Source organism: Uliginosibacterium sp. TH139 (assembly GCF_002855595.1).
Classification (GTDB): domain Bacteria; phylum Pseudomonadota; class Gammaproteobacteria; order Burkholderiales; family Rhodocyclaceae; genus Uliginosibacterium; species Uliginosibacterium aquaticum.
Window position 1 is genome coordinate 53557 of sequence record NZ_PKRR01000012.1, and the last position, 24750, is coordinate 78306.

Here is a 24750-nt window from a genome sequence, read left to right on the forward strand (position 1 = left end):
GCTTCATGACTTCCTATTTCGCCAACATTCCCGCCATCGCCTATGAGGGCCCGGAGAGTCGCAATCTGCTCGCCTTCCGCTGGTATGACAAGGACCGCGTCGTGCTGGGCCGCCGCATGGAAGACCAGCTGCGTTTTGCGGTGTGCTACTGGCATAACTTTTGTTGGGGCGGCGGTGACCCCTTTGGCGGTAACACCTTCGAGCGCCCGTGGTTTCAGGGCGCATCGCCCCTGCAGCTGGCCGAGCAGAAGGCTGAGTCTGCTTTCGAGTTCCTGAGCAAGCTGGGCGTGCCCTATTACTGCTTCCATGATCGCGATGTGGCCCCGGAAGGCGCCACGCCGCGCGAATCCCACGCCAACTTCCGCCACATGGTGACTCAGCTCGCCGCGCATCAGGCGCGTACCGGCGTGAAGCTCTTGTGGGGCACGGCCAATCTGTTCAGCCATCGCCGTTTCATGTCCGGCGCGGCGAGCAACCCGGATCCGGAGCTGTTTGCGATGGCCGCCGCGCAGGTGCGTGATGCGCTGGACGCTACGCTGGAACTCGGCGGCGAGAACTATGTGTTGTGGGGCGGCCGTGAAGGCTATGAAAGCCTGCTGAATACGGATCTCGCGCGCGAGATGGACCAGCTTGGCCGCTTCCTGACGCTGGTGGTGGAGCACAAGCATCGCATCGGCTTCAAGGGCCTGATCCTGATTGAGCCGAAGCCGCGCGAGCCTTCCAAGCATCAGTACGATTTCGACACCGCCACGGTGTACGGCTTCCTCAAGCGCTACGGGCTGGAAAAGGAAGTGGCGGTGAATATCGAGGCCAACCACGCCACGCTCTCTGGCCACAGCTTCGAGCACGAGATTGCCACTGCACAGGCGCTGGGCATCTTCGGCAGCATCGACATGAACCGCGGCGATGCGCAGCTGGGCTGGGATACCGACCAGTTCCCGAACAACATCCCGGAAACCGCGCTGGCCCTGTATCACATCTACAAGCACGGCGGCTTCAGCAGTGGCGGCCTGAACTTCGATGCCAAGGTTCGGCGCCAGTCCATCGACGCCGAGGACCTCTTCCTGGCCCACATCGGCGGCATGGATGTGTGCGCCCGTGCCTTGCTGATCGCTGAGCAGATGATCAAGGATGGTGGTCTGCAAGCTGCCGTCGATCAGCGCTATGCCGGCTGGAACGGCGATCTGGGCCAGGGGATCCTGGGGGGGGAACTGAGCCTCGCGGATCTGGCCGATCGTGTGCTGGAAGGCAACCGTGATGTGGCGCCGGTATCCGGGCGGCAGGAGTGGTATGAAAATCTCCTCAATCGTTTTTGCTGAAAAATTGTAGGGCGGGCTTCAGCTCGCCGCGATGCAGTCTGGCGGCCTGAAGTCCGCCCTACGGAGAAGAAATGAGCAACAGCACACCGCACTGGGGCCAAGGCCCTGAGGGGCAGCGCAAGGCCGATCTGGGGAACGGTTTCTACCTGAACCCGATCATGCCGGGCGATCACCCCGATCCTTCCATCCTCAAGGATGGCGAGGATTACTACATGACCTTCTCCACCTTTGATGCCTATCCCGGTCTGGTGATCTGGCACTCGAAGGATCTGGTGAACTGGCAACCGGTCGGCGCCGCCTTGAAGAAGCCGATAGGTTCGGTGTGGGCGCCGGAACTCACCAAGCACGAGGGGCGCTACTACCTCTACATCCCGACCCGGCTCAAGAATCAGGGCCTGCAGGGGCGCGGCTCGATCTATGTGATCTGGGCCGACGACATTCGTGGGCCGTGGAGCGAGCCGATCGATCTGGGCAACCCGCGCATCGACCCCGGTCATGCCGTGGGTGAGGACGGCAAGCGCTACCTCTTCCTGTCTGGCGGCGACCGTGTGCAGCTGGCCGATGATGGCCTCTCCATCGTCGGCGAGATGGAGCATGTGTATGACGGCTGGCAGTATCCGGAAGAGTGGGACGTTGAGAACTTCGCTCAGGAAGGGCCGAAGATCACGCGCCATGGCGACTACTTCTACATGATCCTCGCCGAGGGCGGCACCGCCGGCCCTGCCACCGGCCACATGGTGGTGGTGGCGCGCTCCAGATCCATCCACGGGCCGTGGGAGAACGCACCGAACAACCCGGTGGTGCGCACCCAGTCGCCGAAGGAAGCCTGGTGGTCGCGCGGTCACGCCACGCTGGTCGAGGGGCCCACGGGTGCTTGGTACATGGTCTATCATGGCTACGAAAACGGTTACTACAACCTCGGCCGCCAGTGTCTGCTTGAACCGATCGAGTGGACCGAGGATGGCTGGTTCCGCGTCACCGGCGTGGATGTGGCACAGCCGATCCGCCTGCCCGTCGAGGGGCGCGCCGTGCCGCACGGGCTGGCGCTGTCGGACGATTTTTCGCGCGACAAGTTCGGTATCCAGTGGGGCTTCTATGATCCGCTGCCCGAGCATGGCGTACGTCACCGTTATGACAATGGCGCGCTGGTGATAGCAGGCCGTGGCACGACGCCGGCTGATTGCTCGCCGCTGACCTGCGTGAATGGCGATCGCGCCTACCGCTTCGAGGTTGAAGTGGAAGTAGGGGAGGGCGCTACCGGGGGCGTACTGCTCTTCTACAGCCGCCGGCTTTACGTGGGCCTGGGCTTCAACCAGGGCCAGCTGCTGATGCATCGCTACGGCACTGAGCGCGAGATGAAGATTCCGCCGCATGTGGATGGCAAGCGTCTCTTCATGCGGGTCACCAACCGCGATCACATCGTCACCTTCCACACCAGCGCCGATGGCGTCATCTGGCACAAGTTCCAGACCCAGATGGAAGTGAGCGGCTACCACCACAACGTGGCTTTCGATTTTCTCAGCCTGCGTCCCGGCCTGTATGCGGCGGGGGAGGGCGAGGTGCGATTCAGGAATTTCCGCTACGAGGCGCTCGCAGCGAAGTAAGCAAGTCTGGCCGGGAGATACCGGCTGCATATAAGAGGAGACAAGCATGTCGATCAGATTCCTGGCCGTCCTGGCCAGCCTCACCCTGCCGTTGGCGGCGCAGGCTTATACCAGTGCGCCCGTGCTGGACAAACTCGAGAAGGAAGGCAAGCTGCCGCCGGTGGCGCAGCGTCTGCCGGAAAACCCTGAAGTCATCACGCCGCTGGAGAAGGCCGGAAAATATGGCGGTACCCTGCGCTCGGCGCTGCGCGGCAATGGCGATGGCAACGCGATCCTGCGCATCGTGGGCAACCAGGGCCTGGTGCGCTGGAATATCGACATGAGCAAGATCGTGCCGAACGTGGCCGAGAGCTGGACAACCAACGCCGACTCCTCCGAATACACCTTCAAGCTGCGGCGCGGCATGAAGTGGTCCGACGGCAGCCCCTTCACAGCGGACGACGTGCTGTTCACCATGAACGATCTGCTCGGCAACAAGGGCTTCGTGGCCAATCCGCCGAGCTTCTTCAAGGTGCAGGACAAGCCGGTGGTTACCGAGAAAGTGGATGACTTCACGGTGCGTTTCAAGTTCGCCGCGCCCTACGTGTCCTTCATCGAGATCCTGGCTCACCCCACCCTGCAATACCCCACGCTGTACTCGAAGAAGTACTGCAGCCAGTACCATCCGAAGTACAGCAGCAGGGTCGATGAACTGCTCAAGCAAAACAATGCCAAGGACTGGGGCATGCTGTTGCGCATGAAGTGCGGCGACCAGGAAACGCCCACGCGTTGGGCCAACCCGGAGCGCCCCACGCTGGATCCGTGGCTGATCGTTGAGCCTTACGGCGGCAGCGCGGCCAAGGTGCGCCTCAAGCGCAACCCTTACTTCTGGCAGGTCGACAGCAAGGGCCAGCAACTGCCCTATATCGATGAGCTGAACCTCGCGGTGATTTCCGAAGTGGAGACCATCGTGCTGGCGGCCATCAATGGTCAGCTGGACTTCCAGTCCCGTCACATCGGCGGTACCCCCAACCTGCCGGTGCTCTCGGAGAGCGCTGCCAAGGGCGGCTACAAGGTGTTGCAGATGGAAGACGCCAGCTCCAACTCGGCCGGCTTGTTCCTGAACTTCAGCACCCGCAACGAGAAGCTGCGCAGCCTGATCCGTAACAAGGATTTCCGTGTGGCACTGTCGCTGGCGATGGATCGCAAGGAGATCAACGAGATCATCCATCTCGGCCAGAGCCTGCCTTGGCAGATCGGCCCGAAGAAGTCCAACCGCTTCTATAACGAGCAACTGGCGACGCAATACACCAAGACCGACCTGAAGACCGCTAATGAGTTGCTCGACAAGGCCGGCCTCAGCAAGCGCGATGCCGAAGGCTATCGTCAGTACCCCTCCGGTGGGCGCGTTTCGATTGGCGCATTGGTGCCGGCGGCCAGCACGGGGGGCATCGACACCCTCGATCTGGTGCGCAAGCACTGGTCCAAGGTGGGGATTGAACTGGTGATCCAGCCGGTGGAGCGTTCGCTGTTCTACGACCGCTCCAACACCAATGACTACGAGATGGCCATTTTCGTGGTCGGCGGCGGGCTTGATCCGCAGTTCGACAAGACCGGCGTGCTCGCCTGGAGCCCCACCGAATCCCGTCAGAGCCTGCTGTGGGTGAAATGGGCGCAGAGCGGCGGCAAGCAGGGTGAGGAGCCGAGCGTTTCGATGAAAAAGCGCATCGAGCTGGACGAGAAGTGGAAGGTGGCCAAGAGCCAGGCCGAGGCCGATGGCTATCTGCGCCAGATTCTGCAGTTGGCCGCCGACGAGTTCGAAGTGATCGGCACCACCGCTACGCCTCGGGTGCTGGGGGTGTTGAGCAAGCGCCTGGTCAATGTGAACGAGAAGATGCCCTGGGCCTGGCCTTACGCCACCCCGGCCGGCTCACTGCCGCAGCAGTGGTTCTTCAAATAAGCGGAGCGTTTCCCGCCTGAGAATGGCCGCCCGGCAAGCCTGCCCGGCGGCCATTTTTTCGTGCGAAGGCGAGCTGGGCCTGCGTTATGATGCGCGGCCGCCACGCCTTACCTGCACGCTTCATGTTTCAGACTCCCGCCCGCGCCTGTGGCGTCGATTTCGGCACCTCCAACTCCACCGTTGGCCAGATCCGGCCCGGCGCCGAAGCCCTCCTGTCGCTCGAAGACGGCAAACTCACCTTGCCCTCGGCCGTATTCTTCAATGCCGATGAAGACAGCACCCACTTCGGCCGCGACGCAATGGCGCAATACCTCGACGGCTACGAAGGCCGTCTGGTGCGCTCGCTCAAGAGCCTGCTCGGCAGCCAGCTGATTGATGCCACCACCGAAGTGGCCGGGCGTGCCCTGCCTTTCCGTGAGCTGCTCGCCACCTTCATCCGCGAAATCAAGCGACGTGCCGAGGAGGCGGCCGGCCGGCCTTTCGATTGCGCGGTGTTTGGCCGCCCGGTGTTCTTCGTGGATGGCAAGCCCGAGGCCGACAAGCTTGCCGAGGACACCCTGGCGCAGATTGCGCGGGCTGCGGGTTTTCGCGAGCTGAGCTTCCAGTTCGAGCCGATCGGTGCGGCCTTCCATTACGAGCGCACGCTGGCCCGCGAAGAACTGGTGCTGATTGCCGATATCGGCGGCGGCACGGCGGACTTCTCCCTGGTGCGCCTCTCGCCTGAGCGGGCGAAGCGTGATGAGCGCCGTGAGGATCTGCTTGCCAACGGCGGCGTGCACGTAGGCGGCACCGATTTCGACCGCGCCCTCAACCTCGCCAGCGCCATGCCCTTGCTGGGCCTGGGCAGCCGCACCCAGAACGGCGGCGAACTGCCCTCGCAGCTCTTCTATCAGCTCGCCACCTGGCACACCATTCCGTTTGCTTACACGCGCACCGCCTGGAACGATTTCCAGCAGCTCTACCGCATGAGCAGCGAGCGCGAAAAACTCGATCGCCTCTCGCGCCTGATTGATCGCCGGGCCGGCCACTGGCTGGCGCTGCAGGTGGAGCAGGTGAAGATCAATCTTTCCGCCGAGGAGCTCAGCCAGCTGGATCTGGCCGAGCTGTGGCCGGGCCTTGTCGCGCCGGTTACACGCGCCGATTTCACTGCCGCCAGTGCCGAGCTGGTCAGCCGTGTGGCGCAGACCGTGCAGGAATTGCTGCAGCAGGCCAATCTGCGCAGCACCGATATCGATACCCTGTTCTTCACCGGCGGCGGCAGCGGTGTGCCGCAACTGCGCGCCGCCATCAGCCATCTGCTGCCGGGCGCGCGTGCCTGTGAGGGAGATCTCTTCGGCAGTATCGGCGCGGGCCTCGCTGTGGAGGCCGCGCGCCGGTATGGCTAGGCCCTAGTCGCGGCCGTGGCCGTGACCGCCGCCCTTGCCGCCAGAATTGTCCGGCCGACCGCCGCGGTCATTGTGATCCGGGCCGCGTGAGTCCTGCCGCTGTTCCTGCCTGGGGGCTTCGCGGCGCTCATAGTCGCGGCGCACCGGCTCCATGTCGCGGCGGATCTCGTCGCGGCGCTCGTTCTGCTTTTCGCGCTCGCGCTGAAAGCTCCGGTCGCGTTCGCGTCGGTCATGGTCGCGGCGCCAGTCATCCTCGCGGCGGCGATCGTCCTCATACCAGCGCTGCCAGCGCTCATGCTCGTTGCGCTGAGCCTCGCGCCAGTCCGAATGGCGCTCCCAGCGCCCGGCGCGGAAATACCAGTCGTCGCGGTCGTGGTCCCAGCGTTCGGGGATCCACACATAACCCGGGCGTTCGCGCAGCCAGATGCCGCCAACCCAGGCATACGCACGACCATCCCAGCGCCAGTAACCGGGGCGCCATACATGACCGTGACGCGGCTTGGGCCAGACTTCATGGCGCGGCGGCGGCGGCGGGCCGTAGATGTCGATGCTTACGCCGGGCAGGTGGATGTCGATGCCCACCGATACGCCAGCCTGGCTGGCCAGCGGGCAAAGCAGGCCGGCGGTGAGCAGCAGTGCTGCAAGTGTCTTGTTCATCGGGGGTTCCTGTTATTAATAACGGTGCGGGCCACGCGGATAATCGTGGTAGTCCCGGCGTGCGTCACGGTAGCGGTATTCGTCGTGATAGTAGTGATGGTGGTGATATTCCCGGGCCGGGCGGTACTCGTAACGCGGCGGCGGAGGGGGAGGGCGATGATAGCCGCCGTGAGCCGGTTCGCCACCGATCACGATGCGCGGCACGATGACCGGTGGCAGGGGTGGGGCGAAGCGCTCGAACACGGTTTCGGCGTGGCTGATGGCCGGGGCGGCCAGGCTGGCCGCAGCGAGCAGGGCGAGGAAGATCTGGCGCGGGGTTTTCATCGAAATTCTCCTTGGTGGGGCGGATGCCTCTGCTTCCATTAACGCGCCGCCTGCAAGCGGGTGGACGGGTGTCAGCTAGCTGTCAGCCTGGCGCGATGCCGGCGTACACTGCTGCCCATCCTGATGCACCGGAGGTGCGCCCGTGAAAACCCTTCTGCAGGCTCTGTTGCTGAGCGCGCTGCTGTGCATGGCGCCGGCCCGTGGTGCCGAGCTTTTCCCCTTTGTGCTGCCCTGGGATGACGCCAGTGCCAACCTGACCAACCTCGCCGCCTGGAACGCCAAACCGGCGGGAAAGAGCGGTTTTGTCACACGCTGCGGCAGTCATCTGTGCGTGGGCAGCGAGCGCATCCGTTTTCTCGGCGTGAACATCGTCTTTGGCTCGGTGGCGCCGGATCACGCGACGGCCGACAAGCTCGCCGCGCGCATGGCCCGCTTCGGCATCAACATCGTGCGTTTTCACCACATGGATTCCAGCCCGGTGCCCCGGGGCCTCCTGCAGAAAGACATGCGTACGCTGGACGCCGACATGCTCGAGCGGCTCGACTACTTCATCGCCGCGCTCAAGCGCGAGGGCATCTACAGCAACCTCAACCTGCACGTGGGCCGCAAGTATCCGGGCTTCAAGGACTGGGGCGAGCCCACGCCGAAATACTGGAAGGGTGTCGACAACTTTTTCCCGCCGATGATCGAGATGCAGCGCGAGTTCGCTCGTGACCTGCTGCTGCATCGCAACCCCTACACCGGCAACCGTTATGTCGACGAGCCGGCGGTGGCGCTCATCGAAATCAATAATGAGAACGGCCTCTTGCGCGAGTGGCGTGTGGGCGGGCTCAACGACATGAGCGAGCCCTATCGCGGCGAGTTGCAGCAGCAGTGGCAGCGTTGGCTGCGCGCCAGATACAAGGATTCGGCCGCCCTGCGCGCAGCCTGGGGCTTGCGCGAGGAGCCGCTGGGCGCCGAGATGCTTGCGGGCGCTGCGAACGTGAAGGGGGGCGAGTCCGGCTGGAACCTGCAACTCGTTGGCGGCGCCCAGGCTGCGTTGGCGCAGGCCGCTGATGGCAGTCTCACGCTCGCCATGCAGGCGCCTGGCAAGGAGAGCTGGCACACCCAGTTGCACCAGAGTCGCCTCGCTTTCAAGGCGGATCAGCCCTATACCCTGAGCTTCCGCGCCAGGGCCGACAGACCGCTGAAAATTGCCCTGCAAGCCATGCAGGCCCATGCACCCTGGCAGCATCTGTGGGCGCAGAGCATCGAAATTGGCACTGGCTGGCGCGACTACCGATTCAGCTTCGCCCCGTCGCAGGGCGACGAGATGGCGCGCCTCACCCTCGGCGGTTTGGGGCTCGGCACTGGCCAGCTGCAGATCCAGTCCGCCAGCCTGCGCCCCGGCGGCGTGCTGGGCCTGCAGGCAGGCGAATTGCTGGAGGCTGGCACGGTCGCCATTCTCGGTAGCGATGAATTGATGAGCCGCACCCGCGAGCAGCAGCGCGACTGGGTGCAGTTTCTATGGGATGCCGAAAGCGCCTACTGGACTGGCTTCCAGCGGTTTCTCAAAACGGATCTGGGCGCTCGCCCGCTCATCCTCGGCACCCAGGTCAGCTACAGCCCGGCGCCGATCCAAGGCCAGCTCGACGTGGTCGATGGCCACGCCTACTGGCAGCACCCGAACTTCCCCGGCAAGCCCTGGGACATCGACAACTGGAAGATCGCCAACACCCCCATGGCCGGTCTCGACGGCGCCGGCACCCTGGCCGATCTCGCGCTGCGCCGCTATCCCGGCAAGCCCTTCATCGTCACCGAATACAACCACTCGAATCCCAGCCACTACCAGGGCGAAGCCCTGCCGCTGGCCGCCGCCTACGGTGCGCTGCAGGACTGGGACGGCCTCTTCCTCTACAGCTACGGCGCGCACGATGGCAAGTGGGACAGCGGCATGATCGACCGCTTTTTCGACAGCCACGCCAACCCGGTCAAGATGGCCAGCTTCATCGCCGCAGCGGCCCTGTTCCGGCGCGGTGATATCGCCACAGCCCGCCCGGAAAACGATCCGCTGCCCGCACAAAGCGTGTGGATCGATAGCCTGCGCGCCACCTACAAAATGCCCGCTGCCGATCTCCTCGGCGCGCCGCGCAACGCCAGCCTTGCAAGACAAGTGAGTATCGCCACGCCAGCCGGACCGGCGCTGCCGCTACCCGTGAAGAGCGACACCGGCGAACTGCTGTGGGGCGTGGACGGCGTACAGGGCAAGACCGTCGTGATCGATAGCCCGCGCAGCAAGGGCCTGATCGGCGCGCGCCTGGGCAAAGCTTACGATGCAAACGGCATCGAGCTGGAGCTACTTGGCGCGCGCAATGACTGGGGCGTGCTGCTCGCCACCCTGATCGAAGGCCGCGATTTCACTGGGCCGGGACGCGTGCTGATCAGCGCACTGGGTCAGGTCGAAAACACCGGCCAGCGCTGGCTGGACGAAAAGAAAACGACGGTGGGCCGAAATTTCGGCAGTGCGCCCACCGTGGTCGAAGGCCTCGCTGCGCGCGTCCGCCTGCCTGTCGCGGCGAGCCGCGTGCGTGCCTGGGCGCTGGACGAGCGCGGCAATCGGCGTGAGGAAATCAGGGTGACGGGCCGCGAGCGTGCCACGCTGGAGATTGGCGAAGGGTGGCGGACGCTGTGGTATGAAATCGAAATAAAGTAGGGTGCGCATTGCGCACCACTCCTAGGTTTCGTCCGTTTCTGGCGTCTGTTAGGGCGTCGCGCGGGAGAAGCGCTGGTTCAGCGTGCGCGGAGCGCACCCTACGCGGCTGGCAGCGAGCGTGCCACGCTTGAGCGAGGGATACTTGGTGGAAGCTGTGGTATGAGATTCAGATAAAGTGATTGCGGTTTTGAAATGAGCGGGCTCGCAGAGGCCACGCTGTCCCAGCAGGCTTACGACGATCTCAAAAAAAGCACAATGGAAAACCTTCAGCAGCTCAGAAGCCTTGCAGAAGATGCCCTTAAACAGGGTGAAGACTTATTGTTTGGCGCAAGGACTAAGGAGACGAAAGACGGCCGTGTAGCCCATCTCTATGTTCTATCCATTCTTGAGCAATATCGCGCCGCGTTGTGCTTGTTCGACCATCATGCTGGCACGCACGCTCCTAGCCTGATTCGGTGCATGTTGGAATACCTAGTTGATCTGATCAACGTGCTGAATGACCCAGCCTATGTCGATCAGTTGAAAACTGAGAATGCACATTCCGACCATAAGGTCTTCGATGCTTATGTCAAAGCAATTTATGGCGTCGAGCTTGAGGAGCCAATGGCACGCGAGTTGAAAGACCTGCAGGCGGAAATCGAAGCAAGAGAAAAGGCAAAGGAGCAAGCACGTTCCCGAAAGATCGAAAACACAAGGCAAAAAGAGCTGCCTAGTCTTTACAGTTTGTTATGTGGACTGACCCACCCGAACTTGACGTCACTCATGGCCCGGCATGCCCATGATGATGGTTCCCTTGCTTATTGCCGGCCACCTAGCGCCGCCGTGCATCGAATGTTGTTGAGCATAGCCATACGATTGCTGAGTATCGCCCTTAGCCAATTTCATCGCTTTACGGACTGTGATCCTGAGCGTGTGACTGCAATGGTCGAGCATATCAATGCAGAGAATCTGAGACTTCAAAGCAAGTAGCCCGGATGAAACAGAGTGGAATCCGGGGCTTGTCTATGTGAGGCTGAATCCCGGATTCCGCTGTGCTGCATCCGGGCTACCTGTACTTTGACCGTCGGCGCTTAGAATCTGTCCGGCGCATCGGTGCGCAGCGAGCACTTATCCATGAATCAACTCACCCAACTCCATTCCGACATCGACCGCCGCGTCGATTTTATTCGCGCTGAAACCCCCGATTGGCTCTGCGGAAAGGGATGTGCGAACTGCTGTCGCAAGCTGTCGGACGTGCCTTTGCTGACGGCTGCCGAATGGCGCTTGCTGCAGAAGGGGCTGGCCGCTTTGCCGGCGGAGCGTCTGGCGCAGGTAAGCGAGGCGATGTCCCGTTTGGTGAGCCAGCCCGCGCGGCCGGTGGTGTGTCCGATGCTGGATCAGGTGAGTAATGCTTGCCCGGTGTATGCGCAGCGCCCGGTGGCGTGTCGCACTTATGGTTTTTATGTGCAGCGTGAGCTGGGCCTGTATTGCGGCGATATCGAGGCGCAGGTGGCGGAAGGTAAGCTGGCGGAGGTGGTGTGGGGCAATCACGATGTGATTGATCGTGAGTTGGCCGCGCTGGGCGAAGTACGCGCGCTGACCGAATGGTTTGCCCGCTGGCAGAAGGAGCAGGCATGAAATCGAAAAGTGGCAACGGCGGGCTGGTGTATTCGACCGAGCATGGTCGTACCTGTCCCGATTGTCGTCAGCCGGTGGCGGCCTGCGCCTGCAAGCAGGCGGTGGTGCCGGCGGGCGATGGCATCGTGCGGGTGTCGCGCGACACCAAGAGCCGGGGCGGCAAGTGCGTGACGGTGATCAAGGGCGTGTTGCTGGAGGCTGCGGCACTCGCCGCGCTGGGCAAGAAGCTGAAGGCGGCCTGCGGCACGGGTGGCACGACCAAGGATGGGGTGATCGAGATTCAGGGCGACCACTGCGAGCTGGTGATGGCACGCCTGAAGGCCGAAGGTTTTACGGTGAAGCGTGCGGGCGGCTGAAGTCGCAAATCTTGCCCTGTGAAAAAGCCCGTTCGGCTTGCGCCGGACGGGCTTTTGTCTTTCTGGCTTGAGGGCTGCCGATTACACGCCGTCGAGACGGATCTGCACGCCGGTGGCCGTGTAGGTGGTGGTGATCTTGCTGAAGCCAGCCACCGTGACGCTGCTGAACGTGCCAGCGAGCTTGCCGGCGCTGATCACGCTGAGGGTGTCGCCTGCCTTCGGGGTGTAGCCTGAGAAGCTCACGACGAGGCTGCCGCCGGCCAGGGTGGCGGTGCCACTGATGTTCAGCACGCCCTTGGCGGCACCGCTCATGACCAGCGCCAGCTCGCCGGCGGTCTGGGTGTAGGCGCCGGTGATGGCGAGTGCTGCCGGGGCGGCGCATTCGAGTTTGCCGCCCTTCATGAACACATCGCCCTTGCCGAAGGCGCTGGCGGAATCCGCCGCCAGGGTGCCGGCCGTGATCACTGTGCCGCCGCTGTAGCTGTTGCTGCCAGCCAGGCGCAGGCTGCCGCTGCCGAGCTTGGTGAGCTTGCCGGCGCCGGCGATGTTGTTGCGCCAGGAGTCCTTGGCATTGAAACCGCCGAGGCTGGCATCCATCGTCACGGCCACGTCACCGTTGAAGGCGCCGTAACCATCCGCTGCGGCGAAGAGGTTGAGGCGGCCCCAGCCTTCTTCATCATTGGCCAGCGGATAGCCCGAGTCGATTTCGGTGGTTTTCAGCACCACGCGGCGCTGGGCGGCGCTGAGGTAGGGCAGACGGGTTTCGAGCAGGATCTCGGCGCCCTTCGGCACGGTGGCGGCCTTGCCATCGTTGGCGCTGATCTTGGGCAGACCATAGGTGAGCTTCTGGGTGAAGAAGCTCTTGTTCGTGGCGTAGTCGGAGAAACGGTCGTAGTTGACGCTGCTCTTGTCGGTGGTGACCGGGGTGCGGGCCTTTTCAAGCAGCGCGTTGAAATCGCTCGTGCCGGTCTGGGTCATCAGGTAGTCCTGCACCAGCTTGTAGGTGGCGGCCTTGTCCATACTGGTCTTGGTCAGACCGTAGGCCACCACGGCGGTGGCCTGCACGCGGCCGCCCATCACGTCCAGCGGCGAGTGCATGCCGGCGAGGATGCGGCTCTCGCCCATTTCCATGGCGCGGGTGATGAGTTCCTGGTAGCGCTGCGGGAAGAGGTAGGCCATCGGCAGCACATCGCGCCAGGCTTCGGCGGTGTGGCCCGAGGGGAAGCCGCCATCGGTGGTCGGCGTGGTGCTCTTGGCCGATTCAAGGGCCGGTACGACGCTGACGTCCGTGCTCCAGCGCCAGGGGCGGGCGTATTTGTAGAAACGCTTGGCGGGTTCGCCCGAGCCATCGGTGATGTTGCCGCTGTCGATGAAGCTGACAGCACTGCCGAGGGTCGAGGTGGTCGAGCCGAGGTTGTTCCCGCTGTCGGATACGGCGGTGACGGCGGTGTTCGGATCGACGGTAACGATGCTGCTGGTCTGGCCGGTGCCTGTGCGCCAGAGGCTGGTGAGCGGGCCCATGCCATCGGACACGGAAAAGCCCTTGCTGCGGCGGTCATCCATGTAGGCGGCAAGCGCCTGGTCGCTTGTGCGGTTCTTGGTGGCGGTCTTCACGTAGTCGATATTGGCGGCATGCAGCGCGGCATTGACGACGTTGCCATCGGTGGAGTCGCCAGGGATGCCGCTCCAGGTGGAGGCGGTTACGGCCGCGCAGCCATTGGCGGCGGCGAGGCTTACGCCGGCATCAACTTTCAGGCTGCTGGGCGTCCACAGGTCGAGGAAGCCTTTGAGCACACGCACGCCGGCATTGGTGTCGAGCGTGACCTGGCAGGGATTGTTGCGCTGGTTGCTGGCGCCGGTGTCGATATAAGCCTGCACGCCACTGGGGGCGTCGGCGGTCTCAACGACACCGAGGCCGACCGGCTCCGTCGGGATGACGAGCGCTGCAGCACTGCTCGACGTGCTGGTGGCGGAGCTGCTGCTCGACGCGGCGACAGTGGACTCACTGCTGTTGCTGCCACCACCGCAGGCGACCAGACCCAGCGCGGTGAGCACCGCGAGGGTGGCGGCACTACGCCGGAATTCAAATGCTGATTGCATGTTTGTTGCTCCCTGATGTTGTCTGCCCGGCGGGGCAGGAAAGCCGGCAATGATCAGGATGCTTTGTTACGGGAAGAATACGGTTGCGTACGTTTTATGTTGCAGTGAGATGACGACCATCGGCTTCATGGGCAGGCACTGCGAGCTTGGGCTTGGTGGGTACGACATGTCGCAGGGGTGTCATGCATTTGTCACGGCAAGGTCATTTTTGCTTGTGACAATCGCGGGCTTGTCTTGAACACGCACGGAGTGCATAACAATGAAAAAAAGTCTTGCGGGGGGAGTGGGTGCAAGTGGCCTGCTGGGCGTTTTTGTGCTGCTGGCCGCGTGCGGCGGCGGCAGTTCCGGGAGTGACACAACCATCGGTGCCGCCTCGAGCAGCAGCGTAAGCGTCAGCGCGAGTGCTGCCTCGCTGGCCAGCAGTTCTGCCGCCAGTGCTGGGGCGTCGTCCAGCCTCAGCAGCTCAGCGGCCCGCGCTTCGAGCAGTTCGTCCTCAAGCAGCAGCGTGGAGGCCACACCGGTCAGCCTGAGTCTCGTCAAGATTGGTGGCTATACCCATAGTGGCGGTGCGTCGTCGGCAGAAATCACCGCCTTTGATCCGGCGAGCAAGCGTCTCTTCGTGATCAATGGCGCACTCGGCACGGTGGATGTGCTGAATCTGGCCGATCCGGCCAACCCGGTGCTGATCAGCTCGATCAGCACAGCCACCTTCGGCAGTGGCCTCGGTGGCGCCAACAGCGTGGCCGTGCGCGACGGTGTCGTGGCCCTGGCCATCGAAGCTTCGCCCAAGACCGGTAACGGCATCGTGGCCCTGGTGCGCGCCTCTGATCTCGTCACCCTCGGCACTGCCACGGTGGGGGCCTTGCCGGACATGCTTACCTATTCGCCGGATGGCAAGTATCTGCTGGTGGCCAATGAAGGTGAGCCGAACAGCTACGGTCAGGCCGATTCGGTGGATCCGGAAGGCTCTGTTAGCGTGATCACGCTTGGCGCGCTGGGCCCCACGGTCAGCAGTGTCAGCATGAGTGTGACGAGTGCCGGCTTCGCGGGCTTCAACAGCCAGGTCGACAGCCTGCGCACTGCCGGCGTGCGTATCTTTGGGCCAGGCGCCACGGTGGCTCAGGATCTGGAGCCGGAGTACATCACGGTGGCGGCGGACAGCAGCAAGGCATGGGTCACGCTGCAGGAGAACAACGCGATTGCCGAGCTGGATCTGGCCAGCAAAAGCATCACCGCGATCCGCTCGCTGGGCCTGAAGGATCACAGCATCGCCGGCTACGGCATGGACGTCAGTGATGAAGACGGCGGTACCAACACCAACTCCGGCGCGCCAGCCATCAAGATCCGCACCGTGCCGGTGAAAGGCATGTACATGCCGGATGCGATCGCCAGCTATGTGGTGGGCGGCACGACTTATCTGGTGACGGCCAATGAGGGCGACGCCCGCGAATACACCGGCTTTGCCGAAGAGGCGCGGGTGCGTGCGCATTGCACTGGCGGGCTGGATGCCAGCCTGTCGGCCGATTCCGCCAATGATGTGAAGGACAGCAACCTCGGTCGTCTCAAAGTTACTGCCAACTACAACGGCGGCAGCAGCGATACCGGCAAGAACGCCACGACCGGCGTGTGTACTGCACTGTATGCGTTCGGTGGCCGTTCCTTCTCGATCTGGCGGACGGATGCGACTCAGATCTATGACTCCGGCGACGCCTTCGAGCAGAAGACAACTGCCCTGAGCGAAGCCAACTTCAACGCCAGTCACGACAACAACACCCAGGATTCGCGCAGCCCCGCCAAGGGCCCGGAACCGGAAGGCGTGGTGCTGGCCGCCATCGGCAGCAAGACCTTTGCCTTCATCGGTTTGGAGCGTATCGGAGGCGTGATGGTGTATGACATCAGCAGCCCGACTGCGCCGGTGTTCGTGACTTATCTGAATACGCGCAGTGGCACCAGCGGGGACAATGGTCCGGAAGGCTTGGCCTTCATCAAGGCATCCGACTCGCCCAATGCCAAGCCGCTGCTGGTTGTGGGCAATGAAGTGAGTGGCACGACTGCGATCTACCAGCTCAATCTGGGCTACTGAGCCTGCGCGCTCCAGCAAGGCCTTCCGCCCTCTGGCGGAAGGCCTTTTGCATTGCGGGGTCAGACTGCCGGTGCTTGCCCTGCGTGTCGACTTGGCCGAAGATGCTCGCGCACCGTCATAGAACGGATTCGAGGGAGAAAATCATGCGTGGAGTGATTGCCGGCCTGCTGCTGGCGATGTTGCTGGGATGTGCTTCTGCACCACCGCTGCCGCCGCCTTTGAGGGCAACGCCAGAGGCCGATCAGGCGGCCAAGCTGTTTCGCAGCAAGCCGGGCGGCGCGCGCGTTTATCTCTATCGCAACACACGCTTCGGGGCTGATGCGCTGATGAGCATGCGCATGGATAGCATGGATCTTGGCACCATGGGCGGCTCTTCCTTCATGCCACTGGAATTGCCGCCGGGTTTTCACCTGCTCGAGGTAACGGGGACCTCCGTGGCAAAGCTTGAGCTGAACCTGCAGGGCGGGCGCAATTACTACATCCAGATCAACAGTGCGGTGACACTGGAAATTGGTAAGGTCGAAATCATCGAGCGCCATGCTCTTGAGGCGCAATACGCGATCCAGAATGAGTGCAGCATGGTACAGCCGCGGCTGTTTGCGCTGACGCCGTAAGCGGCAGCGCGATGGCTGTCCAAGCGTGTTTGCCTTAGGGCCGGCTTACGCTGGCGAGGCTTGCTCTGGGCAACAGGTGGCGCGGCTAACGCCGCGCCAGAGCCGCTTGACGCTCAGCGTCGCGTCAGTAGCAGGCCACACTCCAGATGGTGAGTCCATGGGAACTGGTCGAACACGGCGGCCGCTGCGATGCGATGCGTGGCCGCGAGTTCGGCCACGTTGTCGCGCAAGGTCTGCGGGTTGCAGCTGATGTAGAGGATATGCTCGAAACCACGAGCTAGTGCCACGGTGGCCGGGTCGAGGCCGGCACGTGGCGGGTCGAGGAACAGGGTCGAGAAGCGGTAGCCGTCCAGATCAATATCCTTCAGGCGCGTGAAGGGGCGTACCCGGGCCAGTGCGTCACTGATTTCTTCGCTGGCCATACGCACCATGCTCACCGTCTCGATGCCATTGGCTTCGAGGTTGTAGTGTGCGGCGCGTACCGAGGATTTGCTCATCTCTGTGGCCAGCACGCGGCCGAAGTGCGGCGCCAGGGCTACGGTGAAATTACCGTTGCCACAGTAGAGCTCCAGCAGATCGCCGCCGAGTGTGGCGGCCTGCTCGCAGGCCCAGCCCAGCATCTGCTGGTTGATACCGGCATTCGGTTGAGAGAAGGAGCCTTCGACCTGCTGGTAGCGCAGGTGGCGGCCTTGTACCTGGAGCTCTTCGAGCAGCCAGTCGCGCTCCAGCACGATCTTCTGCTTGAGGCTACGGCCGATCACGAGAATGCCCAGTTCGCTGGCCAGCGCGCGCGCGGCCTCTTCCCAGGCTGCATCCAGTGCGCGGTGGTAGAGCAGGGTGACCAGCATTTCACCCGAGAGCGTGGCCAGGAAGTTCACCTGGAAGATTTTCCGGCGCAATTCGGGGCGTGCCAGCAAGGCAGCCTTCAGGCGCGGCATCAGTGTGCAGATCGATTCGGCCGCGACTGGGAAGGTTTCCATTAGTACCGGAGTCTTCGGTGCCGCCGGGTCGAACATCGCGTAGTGCAGATCCTCGCCTTCATGCCACATGCGGAACTCGGCGCGCTGGCGGTAGTGCAGCGGTGCGGAGCGGAACACGGCCGGCTCGGGGAGTGCGAAAGGCGCGAAATCGTCCTTGAATTGCGCGAGCTTGGGCGCAAGCTGGGCTTCGTAGGCGGCAGGGTCGTGACTGGGCTGGAGCATGGCTTTGGTGCGGCAGGTAAAACGGAAGGGCGCAAGGATAACGCGTCCGGCGGCCGTGCGTATTTTGTAGGCAGGGTTTTCCTGGGCGCGACAGGTGCTGGCCACAATGCGGGCTTGCCCGGTGCGGGGGCTGCTCGTGAGCGGGCGAGTTGGGGAGGGACGGAGTCCTTGTCGCCTGGATTTTTGCGCTGCCAAAGGGCGGCCGGGCAACCCTGCCCCTTGGGGGCGCGTCAGGAATCGGGCGGCAGGCGGCTGTGTATGCTTGAACGGAGTCAATGTGGAGTTTGGACAGGATGTTCGTTGAACCACTGGGGTTGCTAGGAGACGCGGATGTGGCCCTGGCACAGGCGCAAATCAGCGATCTGCTGGCTGCTGGCGCCCGCTCGCTGTTGATTCTTGCCGGTGAGGCCAGTGGGCTTGAGCAAGCTGCCTGGGATGAACTGCTGCAACGACAGGTGGTGCCGGTATTCGGGGGCATCTTCCCGCGCATCGTGTTTGGCGGGCGCGATCATGCGCGCGGTGTGTTGATCGTCGGTCTGCGTTGCGCGGCTGAGGTGTGCATCGTGGAAGGCTTGAATGACGAGCATCCGGGCTTTGCCCGTTACCACGCGCATTGCGCAAGTTTGCGCGAAGCCGGTAGCGTGATGCTGTGGGTGGATGCTCTGGCGCGTCACATCGATGTGCTGATCGAGGCCGCTTACGACATGGTGGGGGCCGGACCGGCCTTCATCGGTGGTGGTGCTGGCTCTCTGAGCCTGCGTCCGCAGCCTTGTCTGTTCTCCAATCGTGGCCTGTTGCAGGGCGCCGCGCTGATCGTCGGACTGGATGCGCGGGTTGCGGTGGGCGTGAAGCATGGCTGGGAGTCTGTCGCCGGCCCCTTTTTGGTCTCTACCGTGCGTGGCAATGAAATCCGGAATCTGGATTTCCGCCCCGCTCTGCATGTCTATCGTGACGAGATCGCCCGTCTCAGTGGCCTACAGCTCGACCGTGACAACTTCCCCGCTGTTGCGCGCAGTTTTCCGCTGGGGGTCGAACGCATGGATGGCTCCTTCCTGGTTCGTGAGCCGGTGCGTCTGGAAGGCGAGCGCCTGATCTGTATCGGTGACGTGCCGGAGCGCTCGACCCTGCATATCCTGCATGGCGTCGAGGAGGCACTGGTGCAGGCTTCGGGCCAGGCCTGCCGTGAGGCCATGCGCCGGTCGGGAAAAACGCCGGCGGGGGTGTTGCTGGTGGACTGCATCAGTCGCGCACTTTATCTTGACCATGCCCACGCCGCGCAGCTGCGCTTGCTCGAAAAGGTACTCGAGGAGGGCGGAAGTGCTGGCATTCCGGTGTTCGGGGTGCTGTCTCTCGGCGAGATCGCCAACCCTGGCGGTGGTTGCCTGGAGTTTCACAACAAGACCTTCATTCTGGGGCTGCTCCCCGATGCCTGTGCCTGAAGCGCCGCAATCGACAGTCTGGCTGCTCTCCCTGCAAGGCGAGCTGTCAATGCACATCGGAACTTCGCTCGACATGGGCGAGATGCTGCGCAGCTTTCTGGTGGCCACAACCCAGCGCTTGCAATTGCGTACCGCCCAGATATGGTGGCGTGCGGAGCAGGGGGAGCTGGAACAGCATGCCTACCCGGCTTGCAGCGTCGTTCAGTGGGCGCAGGATGCGCTACGTACTGCGCAGCTGGAAGGCTTCCTGCGGGATGTGGATCGCCATCGCGCGGTGCTGGGCACTGCCGGTCCGAGTCAGATCCAGGCCTTGCGGATCGGGGCCGCGGCAGCGCTGTATCTGGAGCAGAGCGAGATCGAGCTCAACCCGGCCGCCCTGGCTGTGCTCGAAACCCTGATGCCGCGCCTCGCGCTGGCTTGCCAGGCCTGCATGGACCACCGGCGCAGCCGTGCCTTGCTGGAACTGACTCGCTTGCAGAACCGTGAGCTCGACGCCGCCCGTGAGCGGGCCGAATCGGCCTGGCGCAGCAAGAGCGAATTCCTTGCCGCGATCAGCCACGAAATGCGCACTCCGCTCAACAGCATCCTTGGTTTTTCCGAACTGCTGCAGCTTGAGCTGCGTGACGGTGAAACGGCCGACTACGCAGCCAGCATTCATGCCGCTGGCCGTCACCTGCATGCCATGTTCAACGACCTGCTGGATCTGGCCAAACTCGATGCGCGCCGGTTGGTGCTGCATCCGGAAGATGTCGATCTGGCGCAGCTGTGCGCTGAAGTGTGGACGCCGCACTCGATTGCGGCGCAGCGCAAGGGCTTGCTTAGTGGTTTGTTTCTGGATCAGAAGCTGCCGGTCCGGATCGTGGTGGACCCGGTGCGCCTTCGGCAGGTGATCAACAACTTATTGGCCAATGCGCTGAAATTCACTCAGCGTGGCAAGGTCGAGATGCATGTGATGCCCAGCGACGGTCTGATCGCCTTTGCTGTGGTCGATACCGGGCCGGGCATTCAGCCGGAAGCTCGCGAGCGGGTGTTCGAGCGTTTCTGTCAGGCCGGTAGCGGCGAGGGTAATCGCAATGCTGAGGGCACCGGCCTTGGTCTGGCGATCTCGCGGGAGCTGTCTGAGCAGATGGGAGGCTTTATCAGCCTGGACTCAACGCTTGGGGTGGGGACGGTGTTCACACTGATGTTGCCGCCGGTTGATCCGGGATTGATGCGTGAAACCAGGTGATCAGAAGGGGCTGTGGCAGCACACCGCAAACAGACAACAAAAAAGCCGACCATATGGTCGGCTTTTTTGTTCCTGCACCGGAATTACTGAGCGGCCGAAGCGGCAGCAGCCGGAGCGGAAGCATCAGCAGCCGGAGCGGAAGCGTCAGCTGCCGGAGCGGAAGCTTCAACAACCGGAGCGGAAGCTTCAACAGCCGGAGCGGAGGCTTCAACGACGGGAGCGGCTTCTTCCTTCTTGCCACAGGCGGACAGGGCCAGAGCGAGCAGAGCAGCGACGAGGAGAGACTGTTTCATTATTCGGTTCCCTTGCGAAATGAGGTGGGCGACAAGCCAAATCTAGGATCGACCTGGCGGCCGACGCGCGAATTATAGCAACGGGCCGAACAAAAGGGGAATAGCTTTACACCAATCCAGGTTTATCCCATGCAGCTTGATCCGGCACAAGTCAGGCTTTGCCCCTAGACCTTTGGTGTTTAAGCCTGGAAGCGTAAGGCTTTGTTCCGCAATGCTTTGCGCTGCGTTTGTGGCACAAGCTGGAGCGGGCTGGGTACAATCGCCCCCTTTTCCGCAGCCGGGGTCGCCCATGCCGTCAGCCATCATCGAATCACTCGACCACGAAGGACGGGGTATCGCGCGCTGTGACGGCAAGGCCATCTTTATTGAGGGCGCCTTGCCCGGAGAGCGCGTCGAGTTCTCGAGCTATCGCGTCAAGCCAAAGTTCGAGCAGGCCACCATGCTCGCCTTGCACAAGGCCAGCGCTTTGCGCGTGACACCCAAGTGCGAGTTTTATGGCACCTGCGGTGGTTGCAGCATGCAGCATCTGGAGGCTTCTGCCCAGGTCGCAGTGAAACAGCGGGTGCTTGAGAATGCTTTCTGGCACCTGGGCCGAATTCGTCCGGATTTACTTTTGCCCGCTATTCAGGGTCCGGCCTGGGGCTACCGGTATCGTGCGCGCCTGAGTGTTTTCAAGCGCCCCAGCGATGGGCGCGTGCTGGTTGGCTTCCATGAGAAGAAAAGCAGCTTCATTGCCGACATGCACAGTTGCGAGGTGTTGCCGCCTGCGCTCTCCGCCTTGTTGATGCCGCTGCGGGAGCTGATTGGTGCTTTGTCGGTGGCTGATCGTATTCCGCAGATCGAAGTCGCGGTCGGTGAGGAGCAGACTGTGCTGCTACTGCGCAATCTGCTGCCGTTCACGGCTGCAGACGAAGCCTGCATTGTGGCTTTCGGAGCGCAGCATGGCGTGGCCATGTGGCAGCAGCCGGGTGGCCCGGATACGGCCAGGCCGTTGCAGGCGGGGGCTCAGTCCTGGTTGAGCTACTCGCTGCCGGAGTTCGGCGTAAGCCTGCGCTTTCAGCCGAACGACTTTACCCAGGTGAATGTGGACATCAACCGCATCTTGATGCGCAAGGCGATGGCTTTGCTGGATCCGCAGCCGGGCGAGCGGATCGCGGATTTGTTCTGTGGCCTGGGCAACTTCAGCTTGCCGATCGCGGCGCGCGGCGCTTCTGTGATCGGGGTCGAAGGCAGCGTAGCGATGGTGCGCAGGGCGACTGAAAATGCCGAGCTGAATGGCTTGGCAGAGCGTTGTGATTTTCGCGCCGCCAATCTCTTCGAGGCCACGCCCAAGAGCATTGCGGCGCTTGGCAAGCTGGACAAGTTGCTGATCGATCCACCGCGTGAAGGCGCCATTGCCGTCTGTCAGGCGTTGGGCGAGCAGGCGCCGCGTCGCATCGTCTATGTGTCCTGCAATCCGGCAACCCTGGCACGCGACGCTGCCTTGTTGGTGGGCGAGAAAGGCTATCGCCTCATTTCGGCGGGGGTGGCCAACATGTTTCCGCAGACCTCGCACGTCGAATCGATTGCGCTTTTCGAGCGGAGTTGATGCTCGCAAGCAGACATGAAAAAGGCCCGCAACGCGGGCCTTTTTCATTTAGCTCGGGGTGGTGATCAGTCGCGATCGCCACCGAAGATGCCGAGAATCTGCAGCAGGCTGACGAAAATATTGTAGAGATCCAGATACACCGACAAGGTAGCGCTGATGTAGTTGGTCTCGCCGCCGCGGATGATGCGGTTCAGATCGAAGAGCAGCCAGGCCGAGAACAGACCGCAGGTGATCACCGTCAGTGCCAGATGCAGAGCCGGCAGTTGGAAGAACAGGTTGGCGATGCCTGCTACCAGCAGGAGCAGGGTGCCAATGAACAGGAACTGGCCCATGCCTGAGAGATCGCGTTTGATCGAAGAAGCCAGCGCCGACATGCCGAAGAAAATCACCGAGGTGCCGCTTGCGGCGAGGGCGATCAGGGTGCCGCCGTTCGAGAAGCGCAGGGTGCGTTCTAGGGTAACGGACAGCATCAGGCCCATCACGAAGGTGAAGGCCAGCAGCAGGCCGACGCCAGTGCTGCTGTTGCGCGTGCGCTGGATGGCGAACATCAGCCCGATCATCACGCCCAGCATCAGCAAGGGGCCCATGATCGGGCTGCCGGCGAACAGGGACGAGAAGTGGAATTGCATGCCCAGCCAGGCGCCGGCTGCCGTGGGCAGCATGCTCAGGGCGAGCAGGTTATAGGTGTTGCGCAGGACCTTGTTACGGCTTTGGGCCAGATCCAGCGAGCCGGTGTTGAGGGTGCGATCCATTATTACGCTCTCCAGGATGGTCGGGGTGACGCGGATTGTGGCGTCAGGAGGTTGACTGCGCAAGCAGTCAGCAAGTTCCCCTCCTTTCCCGGTGGGAGCAAGAGGGCGGGACATGGGATGACTTGTGTCTTTTTGTAGAGTCGTTCTCTAATCCTAAAGTAATACCGCCATGCATGGTGTCGCTGTCTTGCGGCGGGTCTGCTTCTTGCATAGCATCGGGAGACAAGGTGTTGTTTTCCGGAGTGAGGTGGTACGTGGCAGGTTTCGTTTTTGATTTCGATTTTGACCATTGGCGGGAGCTTGCTGAAAAGGATCCGGCTGCATTCTTTGCTGCACGCAAGGCCTTGCTGGAGCGCTTCATCCAGTCCGCGCCGAGCCGTATGGATGCGGATTTGCGGAGTCTGCAGGAGATGGTGGACCTGTCGCGAGCCGAGGCGGGTACGCCGGATATCGCTGTGGGGCGCCTAATGGGGATGCTGGGCGATCATTTAGGGGCGTTGGCCGGACATATGCGGCAACTGCGCGATCAATCAGACCAGCTTGCGGCCCTTATCCCCGAGCGCGACTAGGCCTGTTGCAAGGCGCCGGGCGCGAGTCCGGTATCATTCGGGCTTGATCGCTTCCGTTTGCTCCTATCGCGCCATGAATTATCCCAGTCTCGAAGATTACGTCGGACGCACCCCGCTGGTGCGCCTCAAGCGCTTGCCCGGTGCCGAGGCTGAACGCCTCGGAAATGTCGTGCTGGCCAAGCTGGAGGGGAATAACCCCGCCGGTTCGGTGAAGGATCGCCCTGCACTGTCGATGATCCTGCATGCCGAGATGCGTGGCGACATCCACCCCGGCGATACCCTGATTGAAGCTACCAGTGGCAATACCGGCATTGCGCTGGCGATGGCGGCTGCGATGCGTGGCTATCGCATGATTCTGGTGATGCCCGAGAACCAGAGCGTGGAACGTCGTCAAACCATGAAGGCCTTTGGCGCCGAACTGGTGCTCACGCCCCGCGAAGGCGGGATGGAACTGGCGCGTGACATGGCCAATCGCATGCGCGACGAAGGGCGTGGCGTGGTGCTCGACCAATTCGCCAATTCGGACAATCCGCTTGCCCACTATGAAGGCACCGGCCCCGAGATCTGGGAGCAGACAGCGGGACGCATCACCCACTTCGTCAGCAGCATGGGCACGACCGGCACCATCATGGGCGTGGCGCGTTTTCTGAAGGAAAAGAACCCGGCTATTCAGATCATTGGTTGCCAGCCTGAGGAAGGTTCGCAGATTCCTGGAATCCGCAAATGGCCCGAGGCTTATCTGCCGAAAATCTATGAATCCAGCCGTGTCGATCGTATCGAATACGTGGCCCAGGCCGCTGCCGAAGACATGACCCGCCGCCTGGCTTGCGAAGAAGGTATTTTTGCAGGCATCTCCTCGGGTGGTGCGATGAGCGTGGCGCGCAATCTGGCGCAGGAGCTCAGCAATGCAGTGATCGTTTCGATCGTGTGCGACCGTGGTGATCGCTACCTCTCCACCGGCGTCTTCCCGGCCTGATGGCTCAGACTGA

The 24750-nt window shown here is 62.7% G+C and carries 21 protein-coding genes; 15 read left to right on the top strand and 6 right to left on the bottom strand.

Going from position 1 to position 24750, the window contains the following annotated elements; translation table 11 throughout:
• Positions 1-5: 5 nt before the first annotated feature.
• From xylA to C0V76_RS18750, 4 genes are all read left to right on the top strand, one after another.
• Entirely contained in the window at positions 6-1319 is a 1314-nt protein-coding gene (gene xylA / locus C0V76_RS18735; protein WP_101944436.1) for a xylose isomerase, read from the top strand.
• Positions 1320-1390: 71 nt separating this feature from the next.
• A complete protein-coding gene (locus C0V76_RS18740) occupies positions 1391-2923 on the top strand; it encodes a family 43 glycosylhydrolase (protein WP_101944437.1) in 1533 nt (510 codons plus the stop codon).
• A 46-nt stretch (positions 2924-2969) separates the two neighbouring features.
• Entirely contained in the window at positions 2970-4862 is a 1893-nt protein-coding gene (locus C0V76_RS18745; RefSeq protein WP_101944438.1) for an ABC transporter substrate-binding protein, read from the top strand.
• 122 nt (positions 4863-4984) lie between these two features.
• A complete protein-coding gene (locus C0V76_RS18750; RefSeq protein WP_101944469.1) occupies positions 4985-6247 on the top strand; it encodes an Hsp70 family protein in 1263 nt (420 codons plus the stop codon).
• A gap of 3 nt (positions 6248-6250) precedes the next feature.
• Here the strand turns inward: C0V76_RS18750 and C0V76_RS18755 are convergent, their stop codons facing one another.
• Positions 6251-6904, bottom strand: a complete 654-nt coding sequence (locus tag C0V76_RS18755) for a YXWGXW repeat-containing protein (RefSeq protein ID WP_101944439.1) — start codon at positions 6902-6904, stop codon at positions 6251-6253.
• Between the two features lie 15 nt (positions 6905-6919).
• Positions 6920-7228, bottom strand: a complete 309-nt coding sequence (locus C0V76_RS18760) for a hypothetical protein (protein WP_101944440.1) — start codon at positions 7226-7228, stop codon at positions 6920-6922.
• A gap of 142 nt (positions 7229-7370) precedes the next feature.
• Here C0V76_RS18760 and C0V76_RS18765 point away from each other — a divergent pair, with 142 nt between their 5' ends.
• The 4 genes from C0V76_RS18765 (at position 7371) to C0V76_RS18780 (ending at position 11893) form a co-directional block, all read left to right on the top strand.
• On the top strand, positions 7371-9920 hold the full coding sequence (locus C0V76_RS18765; RefSeq protein ID WP_101944441.1) for a carbohydrate binding domain-containing protein: 2550 nt from the start codon (positions 7371-7373) through the stop codon (positions 9918-9920).
• A 192-nt stretch (positions 9921-10112) separates the two neighbouring features.
• Positions 10113-10889, top strand: a complete 777-nt coding sequence (locus C0V76_RS18770) for a DUF5677 domain-containing protein (protein WP_101944442.1) — start codon at positions 10113-10115, stop codon at positions 10887-10889.
• A gap of 144 nt (positions 10890-11033) precedes the next feature.
• Entirely contained in the window at positions 11034-11537 is a 504-nt protein-coding gene (locus C0V76_RS18775) for a YkgJ family cysteine cluster protein (protein ID WP_101944443.1), read from the top strand.
• The gene (locus tag C0V76_RS18780) at positions 11534-11893 is read left to right on the top strand and encodes a translation initiation factor Sui1 (protein ID WP_101944444.1); all 360 of its coding nucleotides are present in this window, start codon (positions 11534-11536) and stop codon (positions 11891-11893) included. The genes C0V76_RS18775 and C0V76_RS18780 overlap by 4 nt, the downstream gene beginning before the upstream one ends.
• 81 nt (positions 11894-11974) lie before the next feature.
• Here C0V76_RS18780 and C0V76_RS18785 read toward each other — a convergent pair whose 3' ends face one another.
• Positions 11975-13993, bottom strand: coding sequence for a phosphatase PAP2 family protein (locus C0V76_RS18785; RefSeq protein WP_101944445.1), 2019 nt, complete (start codon positions 13991-13993; stop codon positions 11975-11977).
• Positions 13994-14252: 259 nt separating this feature from the next.
• Between C0V76_RS18785 and C0V76_RS18795 the strand changes: the two genes are divergently transcribed.
• Positions 14253-16076, top strand: coding sequence for a choice-of-anchor I family protein (locus C0V76_RS18795; RefSeq protein WP_216821799.1), 1824 nt, complete (start codon positions 14253-14255; stop codon positions 16074-16076).
• A gap of 143 nt (positions 16077-16219) precedes the next feature.
• Entirely contained in the window at positions 16220-16690 is a 471-nt protein-coding gene (locus tag C0V76_RS18800) for a hypothetical protein (RefSeq protein WP_101944447.1), read from the top strand.
• Positions 16691-16803: 113 nt separating this feature from the next.
• Here C0V76_RS18800 and trmA read toward each other — a convergent pair whose 3' ends face one another.
• Positions 16804-17892: a tRNA (uridine(54)-C5)-methyltransferase TrmA gene (trmA, locus tag C0V76_RS18805; RefSeq protein ID WP_101944471.1), complete on the bottom strand. Its 1089-nt coding sequence runs from the start codon at positions 17890-17892 to the stop codon at positions 16804-16806.
• A 293-nt stretch (positions 17893-18185) separates the two neighbouring features.
• On the opposite strand from trmA, the gene C0V76_RS18810 reads away from it, so the two are divergent.
• Positions 18186-19331 carry an FIST signal transduction protein gene (locus C0V76_RS18810; RefSeq protein WP_158239293.1) on the top strand — a complete coding sequence of 382 codons (1146 nt, stop codon included), beginning with the start codon at positions 18186-18188 and terminating at the stop codon, positions 19329-19331.
• Positions 19332-19380: 49 nt separating this feature from the next.
• The gene (locus C0V76_RS18815; protein ID WP_158239294.1) at positions 19381-20559 is read left to right on the top strand and encodes a HAMP domain-containing sensor histidine kinase; all 1179 of its coding nucleotides are present in this window, start codon (positions 19381-19383) and stop codon (positions 20557-20559) included.
• Positions 20560-20642: 83 nt separating this feature from the next.
• Here the strand turns inward: C0V76_RS18815 and C0V76_RS18820 are convergent, their stop codons facing one another.
• The gene (locus C0V76_RS18820) at positions 20643-20852 is read right to left on the bottom strand and encodes a hypothetical protein (RefSeq protein ID WP_101944450.1); all 210 of its coding nucleotides are present in this window, start codon (positions 20850-20852) and stop codon (positions 20643-20645) included.
• Positions 20853-21141: 289 nt separating this feature from the next.
• Here C0V76_RS18820 and rlmD point away from each other — a divergent pair, with 289 nt between their 5' ends.
• Positions 21142-22440, top strand: coding sequence for a 23S rRNA (uracil(1939)-C(5))-methyltransferase RlmD (gene rlmD / locus C0V76_RS18825; RefSeq protein ID WP_101944451.1), 1299 nt, complete (start codon positions 21142-21144; stop codon positions 22438-22440).
• Positions 22441-22505: 65 nt separating this feature from the next.
• Here the strand turns inward: rlmD and C0V76_RS18830 are convergent, their stop codons facing one another.
• Positions 22506-23192: a Bax inhibitor-1/YccA family protein gene (locus tag C0V76_RS18830; protein ID WP_101944452.1), complete on the bottom strand. Its 687-nt coding sequence runs from the start codon at positions 23190-23192 to the stop codon at positions 22506-22508.
• 254 nt (positions 23193-23446) lie between these two features.
• Here C0V76_RS18830 and C0V76_RS18835 point away from each other — a divergent pair, with 254 nt between their 5' ends.
• Together C0V76_RS18835 and cysM are read left to right on the top strand one after the other, a co-directional pair.
• A complete protein-coding gene (locus C0V76_RS18835; protein ID WP_158239295.1) occupies positions 23447-23761 on the top strand; it encodes a DUF3135 domain-containing protein in 315 nt (104 codons plus the stop codon).
• Between the two features lie 73 nt (positions 23762-23834).
• The gene (gene cysM / locus C0V76_RS18840) at positions 23835-24737 is read left to right on the top strand and encodes a cysteine synthase CysM (RefSeq protein WP_101944454.1); all 903 of its coding nucleotides are present in this window, start codon (positions 23835-23837) and stop codon (positions 24735-24737) included.
• Positions 24738-24750 lie beyond the last annotated feature (13 nt).